16 protein-coding genes, 1 pseudogene and 1 riboswitch are annotated in these 18,322 nt (G+C 72.9%); of the genes and pseudogenes, 8 read left to right on the top strand and 9 right to left on the bottom strand.

What is annotated here, in order from left to right; all coding sequences use genetic code 11:
- Positions 1 to 39: 39 nt before the first annotated feature.
- Positions 40 to 195: a hypothetical protein gene (locus CK485_RS28740; protein ID WP_158288198.1), complete on the bottom strand. Its 156-nt coding sequence runs from the start codon at positions 193 to 195 to the stop codon at positions 40 to 42.
- 126 nt (positions 196 to 321) lie between these two features.
- Between CK485_RS28740 and CK485_RS10215 the strand changes: the two genes are divergently transcribed.
- Positions 322 to 993, top strand: a complete 672-nt coding sequence (locus CK485_RS10215; protein WP_109449237.1) for a VTT domain-containing protein — start codon at positions 322 to 324, stop codon at positions 991 to 993.
- Between the two features lie 21 nt (positions 994 to 1,014).
- On the opposite strand, the gene CK485_RS10210 is transcribed toward CK485_RS10215, so the two are convergent.
- Positions 1,015 to 1,632, bottom strand: a complete 618-nt coding sequence (locus CK485_RS10210; RefSeq protein WP_109449235.1) for a flavin reductase family protein — start codon at positions 1,630 to 1,632, stop codon at positions 1,015 to 1,017.
- A 228-nt stretch (positions 1,633 to 1,860) separates the two neighbouring features.
- Between CK485_RS10210 and CK485_RS10205 the strand changes: the two genes are divergently transcribed.
- From CK485_RS10205 to CK485_RS10195, 3 genes and pseudogenes are all read left to right on the top strand, one after another.
- Positions 1,861 to 2,295 carry a cupin domain-containing protein gene (locus CK485_RS10205; protein ID WP_109449233.1) on the top strand — a complete coding sequence of 145 codons (435 nt, stop codon included), beginning with the start codon at positions 1,861 to 1,863 and terminating at the stop codon, positions 2,293 to 2,295.
- A pseudogene (locus CK485_RS30155) lies at positions 2,292 to 2,696 on the top strand (aldo/keto reductase); the annotation flags it as partial. The gene CK485_RS10205 and the pseudogene CK485_RS30155, both read left to right, overlap by 4 nt.
- Positions 2,697 to 3,139: 443 nt before the next feature.
- Positions 3,140 to 3,355, top strand: coding sequence for a hypothetical protein (locus CK485_RS10195; RefSeq protein WP_109449231.1), 216 nt, complete (start codon positions 3,140 to 3,142; stop codon positions 3,353 to 3,355).
- Between the two features lie 15 nt (positions 3,356 to 3,370).
- Here CK485_RS10195 and CK485_RS10190 read toward each other — a convergent pair whose 3' ends face one another.
- From CK485_RS10190 to CK485_RS10180, 3 genes are read right to left on the bottom strand one after another with little or no spacing between them, the layout of a single operon-like run.
- Positions 3,371 to 3,868 (bottom strand): copper chaperone PCu(A)C, encoded by a 498-nt coding sequence (locus CK485_RS10190; protein WP_158288197.1) that lies wholly within the window; start codon positions 3,866 to 3,868, stop codon positions 3,371 to 3,373.
- Between the two features lie 2 nt (positions 3,869 to 3,870).
- Positions 3,871 to 6,150: a heavy metal translocating P-type ATPase gene (locus tag CK485_RS10185; RefSeq protein ID WP_109449227.1), complete on the bottom strand. Its 2,280-nt coding sequence runs from the start codon at positions 6,148 to 6,150 to the stop codon at positions 3,871 to 3,873.
- A complete protein-coding gene (locus CK485_RS10180) occupies positions 6,150 to 6,374 on the bottom strand; it encodes a hypothetical protein (protein ID WP_109449226.1) in 225 nt (74 codons plus the stop codon). The genes CK485_RS10185 and CK485_RS10180 overlap by 1 nt, the downstream gene beginning before the upstream one ends.
- 343 nt (positions 6,375 to 6,717) lie before the next feature.
- Between CK485_RS10180 and CK485_RS10175 the strand changes: the two genes are divergently transcribed.
- The 3 genes from CK485_RS10175 to CK485_RS10165 all read left to right on the top strand — a co-directional run bounded on the left by CK485_RS10175 (position 6,718) and on the right by CK485_RS10165 (position 9,458).
- On the top strand, positions 6,718 to 8,154 hold the full coding sequence (locus CK485_RS10175) for a PepSY domain-containing protein (protein ID WP_109449224.1): 1,437 nt from the start codon (positions 6,718 to 6,720) through the stop codon (positions 8,152 to 8,154).
- A complete protein-coding gene (locus CK485_RS10170; protein WP_109449222.1) occupies positions 8,151 to 8,855 on the top strand; it encodes a DUF5134 domain-containing protein in 705 nt (234 codons plus the stop codon). Before CK485_RS10175 ends, CK485_RS10170 begins: the two co-directional genes overlap by 4 nt.
- 234 nt (positions 8,856 to 9,089) lie before the next feature.
- Positions 9,090 to 9,458, top strand: a complete 369-nt coding sequence (locus CK485_RS10165) for a hypothetical protein (RefSeq protein ID WP_109449220.1) — start codon at positions 9,090 to 9,092, stop codon at positions 9,456 to 9,458.
- 267 nt (positions 9,459 to 9,725) lie between these two features.
- Here CK485_RS10165 and metE read toward each other — a convergent pair whose 3' ends face one another.
- The 4 genes from metE to aceA all read right to left on the bottom strand — a co-directional run bounded on the left by metE (position 9,726) and on the right by aceA (position 16,483).
- On the bottom strand, positions 9,726 to 12,044 hold the full coding sequence (gene metE / locus CK485_RS10160; protein ID WP_109449218.1) for a 5-methyltetrahydropteroyltriglutamate--homocysteine S-methyltransferase: 2,319 nt from the start codon (positions 12,042 to 12,044) through the stop codon (positions 9,726 to 9,728).
- Positions 12,045 to 12,231: 187 nt separating this feature from the next.
- Positions 12,232 to 12,389: riboswitch (cobalamin riboswitch) on the bottom strand.
- Between the two features lie 230 nt (positions 12,390 to 12,619).
- Complete coding sequence (locus CK485_RS10155; RefSeq protein WP_109449216.1) at positions 12,620 to 13,489, bottom strand: 3-hydroxybutyryl-CoA dehydrogenase; 870 nt, start codon at positions 13,487 to 13,489, stop codon at positions 12,620 to 12,622.
- The gene (gene aceB, locus CK485_RS10150; RefSeq protein ID WP_109449214.1) at positions 13,486 to 15,093 is read right to left on the bottom strand and encodes a malate synthase A; all 1,608 of its coding nucleotides are present in this window, start codon (positions 15,091 to 15,093) and stop codon (positions 13,486 to 13,488) included. The genes CK485_RS10155 and aceB overlap by 4 nt, the downstream gene beginning before the upstream one ends.
- Before the next feature lie 106 nt (positions 15,094 to 15,199).
- Positions 15,200 to 16,483 carry an isocitrate lyase gene (gene aceA, locus CK485_RS10145; RefSeq protein ID WP_109449212.1) on the bottom strand — a complete coding sequence of 428 codons (1,284 nt, stop codon included), beginning with the start codon at positions 16,481 to 16,483 and terminating at the stop codon, positions 15,200 to 15,202.
- 407 nt (positions 16,484 to 16,890) lie between these two features.
- On the opposite strand from aceA, the gene CK485_RS10140 reads away from it, so the two are divergent.
- Positions 16,891 to 18,309 (top strand): short-chain fatty acyl-CoA regulator family protein, encoded by a 1,419-nt coding sequence (locus CK485_RS10140; protein ID WP_109452724.1) that lies wholly within the window; start codon positions 16,891 to 16,893, stop codon positions 18,307 to 18,309.
- The last annotated feature ends 13 nt before the right edge of the window (positions 18,310 to 18,322 follow it).

Here is an 18,322-nt window from a genome sequence, read left to right as displayed (position 1 = left end):
ACCCTCCCCCTGCGGGGTCCGCGGAATGTCCGGGAAGGGTCAGCTTCGGGCGCCGTCGGCTGCGTACGCGGCCACGTGGGCGGCGGGGTACGCGATGGCGGGTGCGGCGGCGGGGTCCAGGTCCGGGAGGGACACGACGGCAGCCCGCGGCGAGTCCGCGACTGCGGACGTGGCGGCGAAGGCGTACCGGGACATGGCGTCAATGATCGTGCGTCGGGCGGCGGTTGGCGAACGGTTTTCGGCGCGGGGGCTGACGCGGTCGCGTTGGGGGCGCCGTCGGGGTCGCCGCAGTCGCCTGGCGCCCGCCGCTAAGCTGCCGGGGTGCCCGTCGCCCTCGCCCTTCCGTCCTCCCGGGTCCGCGCCCTCGTGCGACTGGGCCTGCTGGTCGTCCTGCTCGCGGCGGCGTCGGTGGCGGTGCTCGTGTGGCATCCGCAGCGGCTGCTGAGCGCGGGCGGGCCGGTGCGCCTCGTGTGTTTCACGGTGGTGTACGCGGTGTGCACCGTGGCGTTCGCACCGCGCCCGCTGCTGAACCTGGCGGCGGGAGTGCTGCTGGGCGCGCAGGCGGGCACGGTGGCCGCGGTGGCCGGAACGGTGCTGGGCGCGGGGGCGGCGTTCTGCCTGGGGCGGCTGCTGGGCCGCGAGGCGCTGCGGCCGTTGCTGCGGGGGCGCCTGTTGCTGGGCGTGGACCGGCAGTTGAGCGAGCACGGCCTGCGCAGCACGCTGGCGATGCGGCTGCTGCCGGGGGTGCCGTTCGCGGCGGCGAACTACTGTGCCGCGTTCTCCCGGATGCGGTGCGTGCCGTTCCTGGTGGGAACGGCGGTGGGCAGCGTGCCCAACACGATGGCGTACGCCGTCGCGGGCAGCCGCGCCGCCTCACCCGGCTCCCCCGCCTTCCTGATCGCGCTGGCGGTCATCGCCGTGCCGGCCCTCCTCGCGCTCCTCGCGGCCCGCAGCGCCCGCGCCCGCGCGTGGCTGGCACGGGCACGGCGCTGAGGGACGGCCGCCGGTGGGCTGCTACTGGGCGCGGTGGCCGGGCCAGTCGGCGTAACGGATGCGGGAGATCTCCAGCACCTCGCCGAGGGTGCCCCACTCGTCCTTGCCCAGCCTGCTCAGCGGGCGCAGGCGGCGGATGTCGGGGTGTCCGTCGGTCATGACCGCCTCGGACACGGCGGCGTGCACGACGCGTCCGAAGACGACGGTGGAGTCGCCGAGCCGGACGGTGCTGTGCAGCACGCATTCCAGCGCCACGGGCGAGGCCGCCACCCGGGGCGGCTTGACCCGGCTGCTGGGCTCCCGGGCGATGCCCACCTCGTCGAACTCGCTGACGCCGTGTGGGAAATCGGTCCCGGTGGCGTTGACCTGCTCGAAGAGGTGCTCCGGTGCGAGGCTGACCACGAACTCCCCGGTCTCCTCGATGTTGCGCAGCGAGTCCTTACGCCCCACGGAGGAGAACTGCACGATGGGCGGACTGACGCACGCCACGTTGAAGAAGGAGTGCGGGGCGAGGTTCGCTGAAAAGGTGACTGGGTCGATCGTCGAAACCCAAGCGATCGGCCGGGGCACGACGACCGAGGTCAGCAGCTTGTAGAAGGAGGTCCTGTCCAAGGCCTCGGGATCAAAGTCAACGCGCATGCCGCCCAGTATCCACGCAGGTGGCCGCGCACCCCAACGGCGGATCCCATCAGCGCCAAACCCCTGGTCCGGCTGGAAGGTGACCGGTGTCGGAAGGCACAAGCACCGGAGGCGCCGCCGGCCGGCTCAAGGCGGTTCTCGCCGAGGCCGAGCGGTCGGGGCACCCGTTTCGCTCGCCGAGGTGAGCCGGGTAAGCCTGAGACCATCATGATCACGGAGGCAGCCGATATGACCGACCACGGATTCCAGCAGATCTTTCCGCTCGGCAAGACCAATGACGCCTACGCCGAGAACTTCACCGGGCAGAGCTACCTGGCCCCACTGACCGGCGGGAGCGTCCCGGTCAGCAACGTGTCCTTCGAGCCGGGCTGCCGCAACAACTGGCACATTCACCACGGCACCGGTGGCGGTGGTGATCAGATCCTGCTGTGCACGGCCGGCAGCGGCTGGTATCAGGCCGAAGGCCAGGACGCGGTCAGCATGACCCCGGGTACCGCGATCCGCGTCCCGGCGGGCACCAAGCACTGGCACGGTGCGAAGGCCGACTCGTGGTTCTCCCACGTCGCCTTCATCACGCCGGGAGAAGGCGTCAGCAACGAGTGGCTGGAGCCGGTCACCGACGAGATGTACGGCCGGCTGCCCAAGAGCGGACAGAACGCATGAGCGTCCTTGACGAGACCTACGCCCTCTCCAACGGCGTCCAGATACCCAAGCTCGGCCTAGGCACCTCGTTCACGCGCGCGGCGATCGAGGTCGGTTAGCGCAACATCGACACCGCCCAGGTGTATGGCAACGAGTGCGGGGTCGGGGAAGGAATCCGCGCCTCGCGCGTGGCGCGCGAGAGTCTCTTCGTGTCGACGAAGTCGGCCGCAAAGACCAAGGACTACGACGCGGCGGTCGCCGCGATCGACGAATCGCTGGCCAAGCTGCGCATCGGCTACATCGACCTGATGCTGATCCACGCCCCGCAGCCGTGGGACGACTTCCGTGGCGACGACTACGCCGAGGGCAACCGACAGGCGTGGCGCGCGCTGGAGGACTCCCACAAGGCGGGAAAGGTCCGGCGACCGAACAGCGCTGGCCTGACCATGCTCGGGGCAGCCGACCCCACCCACGGTGGCACCGGCAGAGTATCCGGCGCCGGGCCGCCGCCGGCCGACGCGCCCCGCGCCGGCCGAATGCCGCCCGGGTGGCGCCGCCGAACGCCCGTAAACGAGACACCGCTCGCATGCGGTCGCGTCGGTGCCGTCGGTCGCGTACGAGTGTCCCGGGGTTCCCGCGAATGCCCTGTCGCGCGGCAGCCGTTCGGCCACACCGCAGGAAGTCGCGGGACGCGTCGACGGGGTTCCCGCCACCCCGGTTCCTGATGGCGCGTCACACGGTCTCGTGGGAGCACGGACGGTGCGCCGCGTGCCTCCGCCCGCGCGTCGGCGGCGGGGTGCCGTCTCCGGACACGGGGTATCTCCTCCCCGACAGAGCCAGCCGGCACGTCGGGGAGTGTGAGGACATGACGGAGTTCACCAATCTGGAGCCGATCGCGTCGTTCTGCGGGAAGTGCAACTGCGGCTGCCCGCAGTTGTTCGTGGACGGCTCCGCGCCGGTGGAGCGCAGGGTGGTCCTCACCGACGACTTCGGCCAGCGCGTGCAGATGAGCGCCGACCAGTTCTCGTCGCTCGTCGAGGACGCCAAGGCCGGGCGGCTCGACGCGGTGATCCGCGCCTGAGCCGACCGGCGGGTGTCAGGTGGCGTCCTGTGGCCGGACCACCACCGCGGCGATCCGCTGCGGCGGACTGTCGCGGAAGTGCAGGACGAACGGGACGAGTTGGCCGAGGCTCAGGCCGTGCGGCGCGTCCACCATTGCGTCCAGGCCGAACGGCGACATGGTCAGCGTGCCGTGGGCCGGTACGGTCGCGGCGTCCACCATGGCCATCGACCCGGCCCCGTCCCGTACGACGGTGTGGGCGAGCCGGACCGGGCCCGTGCGGGGCGAGGTGACCGACACCAGGTCGTCGTCCGCGCCCCCGGTGTTGCGCAGTTGGAAGACGACCGCCGTCTGGCCGCCCGGGTCCGCGGGCATGATCAGCCGGGCGTCGGTGACGCCGACGGCCGCCGGGCTCCCCGCGCCGCCGAGCGTCGTCCAGGCCGTGAGCCCGCCGAGCGTCACCGCGCAGGCAGCCACGGCGGGCAGTGCGGAGCGCAGGCTCGTCGCCACCGCTGCCGCGCTCTTCGTCGGCATCGTCATCGCTCCCAGGACTCGGGTCGGGCGGCGCGGCTCGCGGCGAGAGGTCGCCAGGTGCGCAGCCGCAGGCTGTTGCCGACCACCAGCAGCGAGCTGACCGACATGGCGGCCGCCGCGAGCATGGGGTCGAGCAGGCCAAGCGCGGCCAACGGGAGGGTGATCAGGTTGTACCCGAACGCCCAGACCAGGTTGGCGCGGACCGTGCCGAGGGTGCGGCGGGCGAGCCGTACAGCGTCGGCGAGCGCCTGCACGTCGTCGCGCACGAGGGTGACGTCCGCCGCGCCGATCGCCGCGTCGGTGCCGCCGCCCATGGCGATGCCCAGGTCCGCCGCCGCCAGTGCCGCCGCGTCGTTGACGCCGTCGCCGATCACGGCGACCCGGTGCCCCCGGGCGCGCAACTCCCGTACGAGGTCCGCCTTGTCGCGAGGGCCGGCCTCAGCGTGGACCTCCGTGATCCGCAGGTGCGCGGCGACGGCTTGGGCGGTGACCTGCCGGTCCCCGGTGGCCAGCACCGGGCGGACGCCGAGCCTGCGCAGGTGCTCGACCGCGCGGTAGCAGCCGGAGCGCAGGCTGTCGCCCAGCGCGAACACCGCCTCGGGGCGGCCGTCCACGCGCAGCAGGACCGCGGTGCGGCCCGCCGCCTCGGCTTCCGCGACCGCCCCGGCCAGATCCTCCGGCAGCCCGTCCACGTCCTGCGGACGGCCGACCGACACCGCGCGGTCGCCCACGCGGCCGGTGACGCCGTGCCCCGCCTCGGCGCGGAAGTCCCGCACCGGCGGCGGCGTCTCGCCGCACACCCGGCGGGCGTGCGCGGCCAGAGCCCGGCCGAGGGGGTGTTCCGAGGCGGTCTCGACCGCTCCGGCCAGCCGCGCCGCCCCCATCGCGTCGAGCCCCTCCCCGCGCACGGTCACGGCCTCGACGCTCATCCGGCCGGTGGTCAGGGTGCCGGTCTTGTCCAGGACGACCGTGTCGATCCGGCGCAGCCGCTCCAGTGCCCTCGGACCACTGACGAGGATACCCAGTTGGGCGCCACGGCCGGTCGCCGCCAGCAGGGCGGTGGGCGTCGCCAGTCCCAGCGCGCACGGGCAGGCGACCACCAGCACCGCGACGGCCGCGGTCACCGCCGTCTGCGGATCGGCGCCGGCTCCCAGCCAGAAGCCCAGGACGGTCACCGCGATCGCCAGCACCACGGGCACGAAGACCGCCGCCACGGCGTCCGCCAGCCGTTGCGCCCGCGCCTTCCCGGCCTGGGCCTCCTCCACCAGCCGGGTGACACGGGCCAGTTGGGTGTCCGCGCCGACCGCGGTGGCCCGCACGACCAGCACACCTCCCGCGTTGACCGCACCACCGGTCACCGTGGTGCCCGGCACCACCTCGACCGGGGCGCTCTCACCGGTCACCAGCGACAGGTCCAGCGCGGAGCCGCCCTCGACCACCACGCCGTCAGTCGCCACCCGCTCGCCGGGACGCACCAGGAAGAGCGCGCCCGCCGTCAACTCGCCTATGGGAATACGCCGTTCGACGTCGCCTTCGCGTACCGACACCTCCTTGGCGGCCAGTTCGGCCAGCGCCCGCAGCGCGGAGCCGGTGCCGCGCCGCGCACGTGACTCCAGCAGGCGGCCGGTCAGCACGAACAGCGGTACGCCGACCGCGGCTTCCAGGTAGACGTGCGGCACGGTCTGAGCCGGGATCAGCGTGAACGGCATCCGCATGCCCGGGTCGCCGGCCGGGGTGAGGAAGAGCGCGTACACCGACCACAGGAAGGACGCCGCGGTGCCGAGGGAGACCAGGGTGTCCATGGTCGCCGCGCCGTGCCGCAGCCCCCGCAGGGCGCGCGCGTGGAACGGCCAGGCACCCCACGTCGCCACCGGGGCGGCCAGCACGAAGCACAGCCACTGCCAGTCGCGGAACTGCCAGGACGGCACCATCGACAACGCGATGACCGGGACCGCGAGCACGGCCGTCACCAGCAGGCGGACGCGGTCCGCCTCGGCGAGCCGCTCCGGCTCCGGCGCGGTGGTGGGCGCCACCGGTTCCGGGAGCGCGGCGGTGTACCCGGCCGCCTCCACCGCGGCCACCAGGTCCTGCGGGGTGAGGGAGCCGGGATGCTCGACCCGCGCCCGCCCGGTCGCCAGGTTCACGGTGGCGTCGACTCCGTCGAGGCGGCACAGCCGCTTCTCGACGCGGGCCACGCAGGCCGCGCAGGTCATCCCGCCGACGACCAGGTCGGTGGTGACGGAGGCCTGCGCCCGGCCGTCCGCCGGGTGTCGCGACCCCATCACATTCCCATCCCGCTCATGCCGCCGGTGCCGTCTCCGGAGCCGCCGGTCCCCGATCCCCCGGTGCCGCCCGGCGCGTGCATACCGGGGGCGACGGGTCCGGCCAGCGAGCCGATCGCGTAGGACAAGCCGAACAGCGCCGCGAGCAGGACGGCGAAGCCCACGACGGCCGGGGCGACGACCGGCGGGCGTGCCGAGCGGGAAGGGGTGGAGGAGAGAGACATTGCGCTGCTCCGCTGGAGTCGGTACCGGGCAGATGCTGGCCCGCCGCTGAGGACGGGACCAGGTGGTCGCGCCGAAGGAGCCCTCGGTTCCCGCCGCACCGGAATTCGTGAGCATCCGCTTCGGTGGCCGTCCTGCCCTCGCCGCATGTCCGGCCGCCGCATGCCCAGCCACCGCAAGGCCAGCCGCCGCGTGGCCGATCGCCGCACCCGGCGCCTCCCCACGTTCCGGTCCGTTGTGGCGCGAGTCACCGAAGCGCCGGGAACTCAGGCCGTCCACGCCACGACGAATCAACAGGCGCGGGGACGCACCCCGCCTACGCGCTCGTACGGCAGGAGGACGAAGATGGCGTTGGGTGACACCACCTTGGAGACGGAGCGGAGCGAGCCCGAGGGCTCCCCCGGCCCCGCGGGCGGTCCCACCGCGGCGGACCGGGAGCCGGGAGCACCACCCGGCGGGTGGGCGGCCGTGCGGCCGTTGCTGATGCGTCTGCACTTCTACGTCGGCATCCTCATAGGCCCGTTCCTGCTGGTCGCGGCGACCACGGGGCTGATCTACACCACCTCTCCGCAGCTCGAACAGGTCCTGTACCGGCACGAGTTGCACGTGACCGCGCCCGCCTCGGCGCACGCGGTGCCGCTGGCGGCCCAGGTCGCCGCGGGTGAGAAGGCGGTGCCCGGCGGTACGCTCCAGTCAGTCAGCCCGGCCACCGGTCCCACGGACACCACCCGTGTGTTGCTCGCCGCCAAGGGTGTGCCGCAGGGCTACAGCCGCACGGCGTTCGTGAACCCGTACACCGGCAGGGTGCTCGGCGTGCTGACCACCGACGGCCAGTGGCTGCCGGTGCGCGCCTGGCTCGATACCCTGCACCGCACACTGCACCTCGGCACGTTCGGCCGCAACTACAGTGAGCTTGCGGCGAGTTGGCTGTGGGTGGAGGTGCTGGGCGGGCTGGCGCTGTGGCTGGGCGCCCGCCGCCGTCGTGACCGCGTGCGCCGCACGCTGCTGCCCCGGCTGCGCGGCGCGGGACGCAGGAAGCTGCTGTCGTGGCACGCGGTGGTGGGCCTGTGGGTCTCGCTCGGCCTGCTCGGGCTGTCCGCCACCGGTCTGACCTGGTCCGACCACGCGGGCGCCAACATCGACGAGTTCCGCTCACAGCTGTCCGGGAGTACGCCGTCGGTCTCGACCACGCTGCCCGTGGTGCCGCACCCCGGGAGTGGTGCCGTCGGCATCGACGCCGTGGTCCGCTCCGCGCACGACGCCGGGCTGAGCGGGCTCCTGGTAGTCACCCCACCCGCCGCCCCCGGCACGGCGTGGGTCGTCAAGGAGAACACCCGCCACTGGCCCGAACGCCAGGACTCGGTGGCCGTCGACCCGGCCACCGGCAAGGTCACCGCGAAGCTGCGGTTCGCCGACTATCCGCTCCTGGCCAAGCTCACCCGCTGGGGCATCGACGCCCACATGGGCCTGCTGTTCGGCCTGGCCAACCAGATCGCCCTCGCGCTGCTCGCCCTCAGCCTCATCGCGATGATCCTCATGGGGTACCGCATGTGGTGGCTGCGCAGGCCGACCCGCTCGGGCACGGCGGCCTTCGGCCGGGCCCCGGCACGGGGCGCCTGGCGGCGCGTACCCGGGCGCGTGCTGGCCCCGGCGGTCCTGGTCGTGGCCGTGCTCGGCTACTACCTGCCGCTGCTCGGCATCCCCCTGCTGGCCTTCCTCGCCACCGACTTCCTCGTCGGCGCGGTGGTCCGGCGGCGCGCGGCGACGGAGCTGGCGCGGTGATCGCTGCGACGGGACTGCGCTGGACCCTCACACTGGCGTTCGCGCTGGTGACCACGTTCAGCGTGACGCGGGCGGTGCGACCGGGCGCCGGTCACGGTGGCTCGGCGAACTCGCAACGGGTGACGCACGCCCTGCACGCGCTGATGGGCCTTGCGATGATCGCGATGGCGTGGCCGTGGGGAAGGCGGCTTCCGGTGGCACCGCAGGTGGCCCTCTTCTCCCTGGCCGCCGTGTGGTTCGTTGCATCGGTGGCCCTGAACGACCGTCGGATGTGGGCGCACGACGGGGACGGCCATCCCCGTCTGCACGGTTTCCTGCACGCCGTGATGATGGGCGCGATGGCGTGGATGGTGGCCGTCATGCCGGACGCGATGAAGGGCGGACGTCCCTCCGCCGGGGGCGGGACGGGCTCGATGGCGGACATGCCGGGGATGGCCATGTCCGGCTCGGGCGGCGGGATGACGATGTCGTTGCGCGGTGCGGAACACACCGTCTGCGTCGCCCTGTTGGCCGTCTTCGTGGCGATGACCCTGTGGTGGCTCTCCCGTACCTTCGACACAGCCCGCGCGACCCCGCCGGACTCGCGCTCCCCCACCTCGGGTCCCCAGGCATCGCGCACCACCCTGGACTCGGCCTGGGACTCCGGATGCCACGCCACGATGGCGCTGGGGATGGCGGTGATGCTCCTCGCGATGGTGTGAGGAGTGGTACCCGGCACGGGACGGTCGCCCGTGTGATCCCGCACGCCGGCACGGCCACCGCCTACGGCGACCTCGCGGGAGGCCGGTGATCGCAGGCTCCTTCCCGAACCGGCGAAACCGACGACACACCCGAAGCCGACTTTTGCCCCGCACCCTATGTCTGATTCGGCACCTTATGCGACCGCCGCACTAGGCCAAGGTATGCACTCGCGCCCGGACCGAGGGAGTCGACGCATGGGGTACCGACCGCGGCCCGAGGTCCGCAAGGCTCTGCTGGTGGGTTCCGCTCTCGCCGTGCTGGGCGGTCTCAACGCTCCGGCGGCCATCGGCTTCGCCCGCCACGAATACCACCAGTACCGGATCAACCAGCCCGCGTACAAGGCGGCTTACGGCCACTGGGATCAGCTGGACATGCCCGCGAAGTACCGGGTCAACAGCATCCACGCCACGCTGCTGCCGACCGGCAAGGTGCTGCTCATCGCGGGATCCGGCAACACCATCCGGCACTTCGAGGGCGGCAGTTTCGACTCCACCCTGTGGGTCGACCCGGCCCAGTTGAACCTCCTCCGGGCCCGGATGGACGCCTACGCGCCTTTGCACTGAGCAAAGCTTTGTCCGTGGATCATTTCCGGCGCGGCACCCCCCGCAGGCGTCCGGGCTCGGCGTGCGAACGGGCGGAGCGTCAGGCACGCGGCGGATCCTGGGCCTCGTCGGGCTCGGCGGGCCGCCGCGCCATCCCCTGACCAGTGCGAACGCGGTGGCGGCCAGGCCCAGTACGCCCACCGCCAGGTGGTGGGAGTCCGGGCCGGACCGATGGAGCGGCGGCGGGGCTTCGGCGGAGGCTGTGTCGCTCCGCCGAAGCCCACCTTCTCAGGACGCCGACAGCTCCGTGCGGACCGTGCGGGCGGCGGTCACCAGGTTCTCCAGGGAGGACCTGGTCTCCCGCCAGCCACGGGTCTTGAGGCCGCAGTCCGGGTTGACCCACAGGCGTTCGGCCGGGATCGCCTCCAGGCCCGCGCGCAGCAGCGTCGCGGCCTCCTCGGCACTCGGCACGCGCGGCGAGTGGATGTCGTAGACCCCGGGGCCTGCCTCGCGCGGGTAGCCGTGGACGGCCAGTTCTCGCGCGACCTGCATGTGCGAGCGGGCCGCCTCCAGGCTGATGACGTCCGCGTCGAGGTCGTCGATGGCCTGCACGATGTCGCCGAACTCCGCGTAGCACATGTGCGTGTGGATCTGGGTCTCGGGCCGCACGCCGCTCGTGGTGAGCCGGAACGCCTCGGTGGCCCACGCCAGGTACGCCGGGCGGTCGGCCGCGCGCAACGGGAGCGTCTCGCGCAGCGCGGGCTCGTCGACCTGGATGACCGAAGTGCCCGCCGCCTCCAGGTCGTTCACCTCGTCGCGCAGGGCCAGCGCCACCTGCCGCGCGGTCTCGCCCAGCGGCTGGTCGTCGCGGACGAACGACCAGGCCAGCATGGTCACGGGACCGGTCAGCATGCCCTTGACCGGCCGGTCGGTGAGCGACTGGGCGTACGTCGTCCAGCGCACCGTCATCGGCTCCGGCCGCGAGATGTCGCCCGCCAGGATCGGCGGCCGCACGTAGCGGGTGCCGTACGACTGCACCCAGCCGTGCTGCGTGGCGAGGTAGCCGGTGAGCTGTTCGGCGAAGTACTGCACCATGTCGTTGCGTTCGGCCTCGCCGTGCACGAGGACGTCGAGACCGGTCTTCTCCTGGAAGCCGATCACCTCGCGGATCTCGGAGCGCACCCGCTCCTCGTACCCCGCGGTGTCGAGCCGTCCGGCCCGCAACCCGGCCCGGGCCGCGCGCAGTTCGGACGTCTGCGGGAACGAGCCGATCGTGGTGGTGGGCAGCAACGGCAGCCGCAGGTGGGCGCGTTGGGCGGCGGCGCGGTCCGGGTACGGCTGGGAGCGGCGGGCGTCCGCGTCGGTGACGGCGGCGGCCCGCTCGCGCACCGCCGGGTCGCGGGTGATCGCGGAACCGGCGCGCGAGGCCAGGTCGGCCCGGTTGGCGGCGAGTTCGGCCGCGATCGCGTCGGCACCCTGCGCCAGGCCCTTGGCGAGCGTGACGATCTCGGCGGACTTCTGCTTGGCGAACGCCAGCCAGCGCACGATCTGCGGGTCGATGTCGCGTTCGGCCGCCGCGTCCAGCGGGACGTGCAGCAGCGAGCAGGAGGCGGCCACGTCGACCCGGTCGGCCAGGCCCAGCAGGGTGCCGAGGGTGGACAGCGAGCGGGTCAGGTCGTTGATCCAGATGTTGCGGCCGTTGACCACGCCGGCGACCAGCCGCTTGCCGGGCAGTCCGCCAGCCGCCGCGAGCGCGTCGAGGTTGCCGGCCGCCGCGTCGGTGAAGTCCAGCGCGAGCCCCTCCACCGGCGCCTTCGCCAGCACCGGCAGCGCGTCGCCGAGGCGGTCGAAGTACGAGGCGACCAGCAGCTTCGGGCGGTCGGTGAGCGCGCCCAGCTCACGGTAGGCGCGGCCGAGCGCGTTCAGTTCGGCGGGGGTGCGGTCCTGCACCAGCGCGGGCTCGTCCAGCTGTACCCACTCGGCGCCCGCGGCCCGCAGGTCCGCCAGCACCTCCGCGTACACCGGCAGCAGCCGGTCCAGCAGCGTCAGCGGTGCGAAGTCCGGGTCGGCGTCCGGCGCGGGCTTGGACAGCAACAGGTAGGTGACCGGGCCGAGCAGCACCGGGCGGGCGGCCAGCCCCAGCGCGACCGCCTCGGACAGCTCGGCGACCTGCTTGGCGGAGTTCGCGGTGAAGACCGTGTCAGGGCCCAACTCCGGCACGAGATAGTGGTAGTTGGTGTCGAACCACTTGGTCATCTCCAGCGGCGCCACCTCCTGGGTGCCGCGGGCCATCGCGAAGTACCCGTCGAGGGCGTCCGCGGCGACCGCCGCGCGGTGGCGTTCCGGGACGGCGCCGACCATCACGCTGGTGTCCAGCACGTGGTCGTAGTACGAGAAGTCGCCGGTCGGCACCTCGTGGACACCAGCGTCGGCCAGGGCACGCCAGTTGGACCGGCGCAGTTCACGGGCGGTGGCAGCCAGGGCGTCGGCGGTGACCTTGCCCTTCCAGTAGCCCTCGACGGCCTTCTTCAGTTCCCGGTCGGGCCCCTGACGGGGGTAGCCGTACACGGTGGCCCGTGCTGCCGTGGCTGCGGGCTTCGCTGTCATGACTCTCCTTCGCGAGCGTGACTCGTGCGGTCACGGAAGGGTCCGCAGGCGCGAAGGGGGACGACAAGCCGACGGCACCGCGTCCGTCGCCTGGCGACGCGCGTGTGTCGTGCGGTGACGCTCCCGACCCGCCCTCGAAGGTCTTCCGGGACATCCGCGCGCGATCGGTCGCGCGCGGGCAACGGGCAGGTCTTCGGACTCACGGGCACGCCTGCCGGATGGACCCGGCGGACACCTACTGGCCGTCGCTTCCCGGATCCGCGGCCCGGATCCAGTGCGTATGACGGCGGTCGTTCCCGCTCACCGCTGCGGGGCAGTCCCGGATTCCCACCGGGTTCCCTCTTACGACGCCACCGTCTGGCGGACGGGGCGAACCAGCTGCACCGGCCAGCCTAGAGGGCGGACGAGGGGAGGGACAGGACCGCCCACATCGCGGACGGCGAGGTGAGACGGCGTGTCGGTCACGAGGACACCTTCTGGGAACGCGACGCGGGGCGTGCCGCGGACCGACCGTCCGCCGCACGCCCCGCCCGCGTGGGCCGGGTCCGCTTCAGCCCGGCCGGGCCCGGGGTCCCTCAACCCCGGGAGTAGGTGTGGAAGCCGCGTCCTGTCTTGCGGCCCAGCAGCCCCGCCTCGACCATCCGTGAAAGCAGCGGCGGCGGGGCGTAGGACGGCTCCTTGAACTCCGCGTACAGCGAGTCCGCGATCGACGCCACGGTGTCGAGGCCGATCAGGTCGGCCAGCTTCAGCGGGCCCATCGGGTGCGCGCAGCCCAGCTCCATGCCCGCGTCCACGTCCGATGCGGTGGCGAACCCCGACTCGGCCATCCGGATCGCCGCCAGGAGGTACGGGATGAGCAGCGCGTTGACGACGAAGCCCGCGCGGTCCTGGGAGCGGATCGCCGTCTTGCCCAGCACTCCGGTGGCGAACTCCTCGACCCGGGCGAGGGTGTCCGCGCCGGTGTGCAGCGAGGTGACGATCTCGACCAGCGGCAGCACCGGCACCGGGTTGAAGAAGTGCAGGCCCACCACATGGTCGGCGCGGCCGGTGGCCATGCCCAGGCGCATCACCGGGATCGCCGAGGTGTTGGTGGCGAGGATCGCGTCCGGATCCCGCACGATCTTGTCGAGCCTGCGGAAGACCTCGGTCTTGACCTGGGCGTCCTCCACGACCGCCTCGACCACCAGCTCCCGGTCGGCCAGGTCGTCCAGGTCGGCGGTGAAGGCCAGCCGGGCCAGTGCCGCGTCCCGTTCCCCGGCGTCCGCCTTGCCACGGGCCACCGCCTGGTCCAGGGAGCGGGTGATCCGCTCGCGGGCCGCCCGGGTCGCGGCGGCGCCCGCCTCGCACACCACCGTGTCCAGTCCGGCACGGGCGCAGACCTCCGCGATCCCCGCGCCCATCTGACCGCCGCCGACCACGCCGACCCGGCGCGGCACGGCGTTCACGGGCGCACCGCCGCACCGGAGGCGAGCCGGTCGGCGACGAGGTGTCGGGTGTAGGCGTCGGTGGTGAAGAAGGGCGGCAACTCCCGCCCCAGCGCCGTGCGTTCGAGGATGTCGCGGGCCTCGGTCACCAGGGCGTCCGGCCGCTCGCGTTCCAGTGCCGCGCACTCCGCGTCCAGCACGGCGGTCACCGTCGCGAGGTCCACGGCGCCGTGCCGCAGCCACTGCCACAGCTGGGTGCGGGCGATCTCCGCCGTCGCGGCGTCCTCCATCAGCCCGTACAGCGCGACGGCCCCGCTGCCGCGCAGCCAGGCGTCGAAGTACCGCAGCGCCACGGCGACGTCCGCGCGCACCCCCTCCGGCGTGGGCGGACCGGCCACCGTGCGCACCGCGAGCAGGTCGGCCGCGGTGACGTGGACGTCGTCGCGGAGCCTGGTGATCTGGTGCGGGGAGTCGCCCAGCACGCCGTCGAAGACCTCACCGCACAGCGGGACCAGGCCCGGGTGGGCGACCCAGGAGCCGTCGAAGCCCGCCTCGGCCTCGCGCTCCTTGTCCAGCCGCACCTTCGAGTACGCCGCCTCGTCGGCCAGCGGGTCGCGGCTGGGGACGTGCGCGGCCATACCGCCGATGGCGTGCGCGCCGCGCTGGTGGCAGGTGCGCACCAGCAGTTCGGTGTACGCGCGCAGGAACGGCGCGGTCATGGTGACCCGGGCCCGGTCGGGCAGCACGAAGTCGGGGCGGTGGGAGAAGTTCTTGATCAGGCTGAACAGGTAGTCCCAGCGGCCCGCGTTGAGGCCCGCGCTGTGCTCGCGCAGTTCGTGGAGGATCTCCTCCATCTCGAACGCGGCGGTGATCGTCTCGATCAGCACGGTGGCCCGGACGGTGCCGCGCGGGATGTCCAGGAGGTCCTGGGCGAGCACGAACACGTCGTTCCACAGCCGCGCCTCGTAGTGGTTCTCCAGCTTCGGCAGGTAGAAGTACGGGCCGCGGCCGGCGTCGATCTGCCGCTGGGCGCAGTGGAAGAAGTACAGGCCGAAGTCGACGAGCGACGCCGAGACCGGGCGGCCGTCGATCCTCAGGTGCTCCTCGGTCAGGTGCCAGCCGCGCGGCCTGACCACGATCGTCGCCGGGTCGTCGCACAGCCGGTAGGCCTTGCCGTCGGCCGTGGTGAAGTCGATGCGCCGCTCGATGGCGTCCCGCAGGTTCAGCTGGCCGGAGACGATGTTGTGCCAGGTCGGCGAGGTGGCGTCCTCGAAGTCCGCCATCCACACCCGGGCACCGGAGTTGAGGGCGTTGACGGTCATGCGCCGCTGAGGCGGACCGGTGATCTCCACCCGGCGGTCGGCCAGCCCGGGCGCGGGCGGCGCGACCCGCCAGTGCGGGTCCTCGCGCACGGCGCGGGTGGCGAGGGAGAAGTCGAGCGGTTCGCCGGAGCGCAGCCGCTGCGCGCGGCGGCGGCGTTCGGTGAGCAGGTAGCGGCGGCGGTCCTCGAAGGCCACGTCGAGACGGGCGATGAAGTCCAGGGCCGCGGGGGTGAGGATCTCCTCGAACCGGTCCCCGGACTCGCCGGCGACCTCCACCCGGATCGGTGTTGCGATCTGCGCCATGGCATGGCTCCTGTCGGTGTGCGGGAGGCGGGCCCGCAGGGGGTGTGGCGGTGCGGTGCCGCCGCGCGGGGACGAGGCGCGCGGCGGCACCGGGATCAGGCGCGGCTCAGTGGAACTGCTCTTCCTCGGTGGAGCCGCTGAGCGCGGTGGTGGAGGAGGCCGGGTTGACCGCGGTCGAGACCAGGTCGAAGTAGCCGGTGCCCACCTCGCGCTGGTGCTTGACGGCGGTGAAGCCCTCGGCCTGCGCGGCGAACTCCCGCTCCTGCAGGTCGACATAGGCGGTCATGCCGTGGTCGGCGTAGCCGCGCGCCAGGTCGAACATCGCGTGGTTGAGGGAGTGGAAACCGGCCAGCGTGATGAACTGGAAGCGGTATCCCATCGCGCCCAGCTCGCGCTGGAACTTGGCGATCTGGTCGTCGTCCAGCGCGGCCTTCCAGTTGAACGACGGCGAGCAGTTGTAGGCCAGCATCTGGTCGGGGTGCTCGGCGTGGATGGCCTCGGCGAACTCGCGGGCCTGGGCCAGGTCCGGGGTGCCGGTCTCCACCCACAGCAGGTCCGCGTAGGGCGCGTAGGCCAGGCCGCGGGCGATGACCGGCGCCATGCCGTTCTCCACCCGGTAGAAGCCCTCGGCGGTGCGGTCGCCGGTGCAGAAGCGGGCGTCGCGCTCGTCCACGTCGCTGGTGAGCAGGTTGGCGGCGAGCGCGTCGGTGCGGGCCACGATCAGGGTCGGCACGTCGGCGATGTCGGCGGCCAGGCGGGCCGCGTTCAGGGTGCGGATGTGCTGGCCGGTCGGGACCAGGACCTTGCCGCCGAGGTGGCCGCACTTCTTCTCGGAGGCGAGCTGGTCCTCGTAGTGGATGCCCGCGGCGCCGGCCGCGATCATCGCCTTGGTCAGCTCGAACGCGTTGAGCGGACCGCCGAAGCCGGCCTCCGCGTCGGCGACGATCGGCGCCAGCCACTCGGTGGTGTCGGTGGCGCCCTCGGCGGTGGCGATCTGGTCGGCTCGCAGCAGCGCGTTGTTGATCCGCCGGACCACCTGCGGCACCGAGTTGGCCGGGTACAGGCTCTGGTCGGGGTAGGTGTGGCCGGACAGGTTGGCGTCGGCGGCGACCTGCCAGCCGGACAGGTAGATGGCCTTGAGCCCGGCACGCACCTGCTGGACGGCCTGACCGCCGGTGAGCGCGCCGAGGGCGTGGACGTAGTCCTCGTCGTGCAGCAGGCGCCACAGCCGCTCGGCGCCACGCCGGGCGAGGGTGTGCTCCTCACGGACGCTGCCGGACAGCCGTACGACGTCGACGGCGGTGTAGGTGCGCTCGACGCCCTTCCAGCGCGGATCGGTCGCCCACCGCCGGGCCAGCTCGTCGGCCGTCGTCCTGCCTGCCTGGGTCATGACCACTCCTGAGTTCGCTTCGTGCCGGGATGCGTTCGTGCCAATGGTGTGAAAGGAACCGCTGGGCATCGGGTGCCTTTCGGGTGCGGCCCGCCGGGCCCGTTGCGGTGGTACGCGACGTGGATGCGGCGGGCCCGGCGGACGACCTGGACGATCCGGTGTCTGACGACGTCAGGGCATGAATCGCGCCCGGTGTCCGGTCGCTTCGCCGGGGTTCCGGCGGCCGCATTACGACTCTGACAGTGGCACTGAGTGCCATCAACCGTGGCCGCATGCCAACTTCTGCGAATCTTCCGGCCTTCGATTGCCAAGATTGCGAAGCCCTGCTCGGCCTTCGCGACGGCTAAGGTGACCGAGCACGGCACCCCGGCAGGGTGACCGAGCACGACCCCGGAAGGGAGGACGCGATGGCCAAGACCTATGCCGGCGCCCGGCTGCGCAGGCTGCGCGAGGAGCGGCGGCTCAGCCAGGCCGAGCTGGCCCGCGTCCTGGCGATCTCGCCCAGCTACCTCAACCAGATGGAACACGACTCCCGGCCGCTGACCGTTCCGGTACTGCTGCGGCTGACCGAGGCGTTCGGGGTGGACCCGGGCTTCTTCTCCGCACGCGACACCAACCGCGTCCTGGCCGACCTGCGCGAGGCGCTGGCCGACGAGGTGGCCGCCGACCGCGTCGCCCCCTCCGAACTGGCCGAACTCGCCTCCCGCCTGCCCACGGTCGCCGCCGTCCTGATCGACCTCAGCCGCCGCAAGCAGGCGCTGACCGAGCAGGTCGCCCGCACCTCCGACAACCGTGGCACCGGCGGCCCGGCCCTGCCGTGGTCACCGCACGAGGAGATCCGCGAGTTCTTCTACCGCAGACAGAACTACCTGCACGAAGCCGACCTCGCCGCCGAGGAACTGGCCGCCGCGATCGGCATCCGGCCCGGCGAGGTGCTGCGCGCCCTGAGCGCACGGCTCACCGAGCGGCACGGCGTGCGCCTGGCCGCCGCCGCCACCGACCGCCTGCACCACTACGACCGCCATGCCCGCGTGCTCCACCTGTCCAACCGCCTGCGCCCGGGCCAGCAGGCGTTCCGCATGGCCACCCAGCTCGCCCTGCTGGAGTACGACGCGCAACTGACCGCGCTGGCCTCCGAGGACTACGAACACGGCTGTGCCACCTGGTCGTTGGCGCGCATCGGGGTCGCGAACTACTTCGCCGCCGCGCTGGTGCTGCCCTACCGCGCCTTCCACACCGCCGCCGAGGAACTGCGCTACGACATCGAGCGCCTGACCGACCGCTTCGGGCTCGGCTACGAGACGGTGTGCCACCGGCTGAGCACGTTGCAACGGCCCCGGCTGCGCGGCGTGCCGTTCTCCTTCGTGCGGGTGGACCGGGCGGGCAACCTCTCCAAGCGCCAGTCGGCCACCGGGTTCCACTTCTCCCGGGCCGGCGGCACCTGCCCGCTGTGGAACGTGTACGAGGCGTTCGCCGCCCCGGGCCGCATCCACGTGCAGGTCGCGGCGATGCCGGACGGGCAGCGGTACCTGTGGACCGCGCGGACCGTCACCCGGCACCGCGGCGGCTGGGGCGAGCCGGGCAAGACCTTCGCCATCGGACTGGGCTGCGAGGTGCGGCACGCCTCCCGGCTGGTCTACTCCGACGGCCTGGACCTGGACAACGTCTCCGCCGCCACGCCGATCGGCATGGGCTGCCGCATCTGCGAACGCCTGGACTGCCCGCAGCGCGCGGTGCCGCCGCTGGGCCAGGCGCTGGCGATCGACGAGGACAGCACGACCTTCGTGCCCTACCCGGTGGCGGAGCGACCGGACCGACACCGCTGACCTGCGGGAACGA

Origin of the sequence: Streptomyces sp. ICBB 8177 (assembly GCF_003144095.1) — a bacterium.
Classification (GTDB): domain Bacteria; phylum Actinomycetota; class Actinomycetes; order Streptomycetales; family Streptomycetaceae; genus Streptantibioticus_D.
The sequence above is the reverse complement of the archived record's forward strand: the minus strand, read 5'-3'. Positions and strand labels throughout refer to the sequence as shown.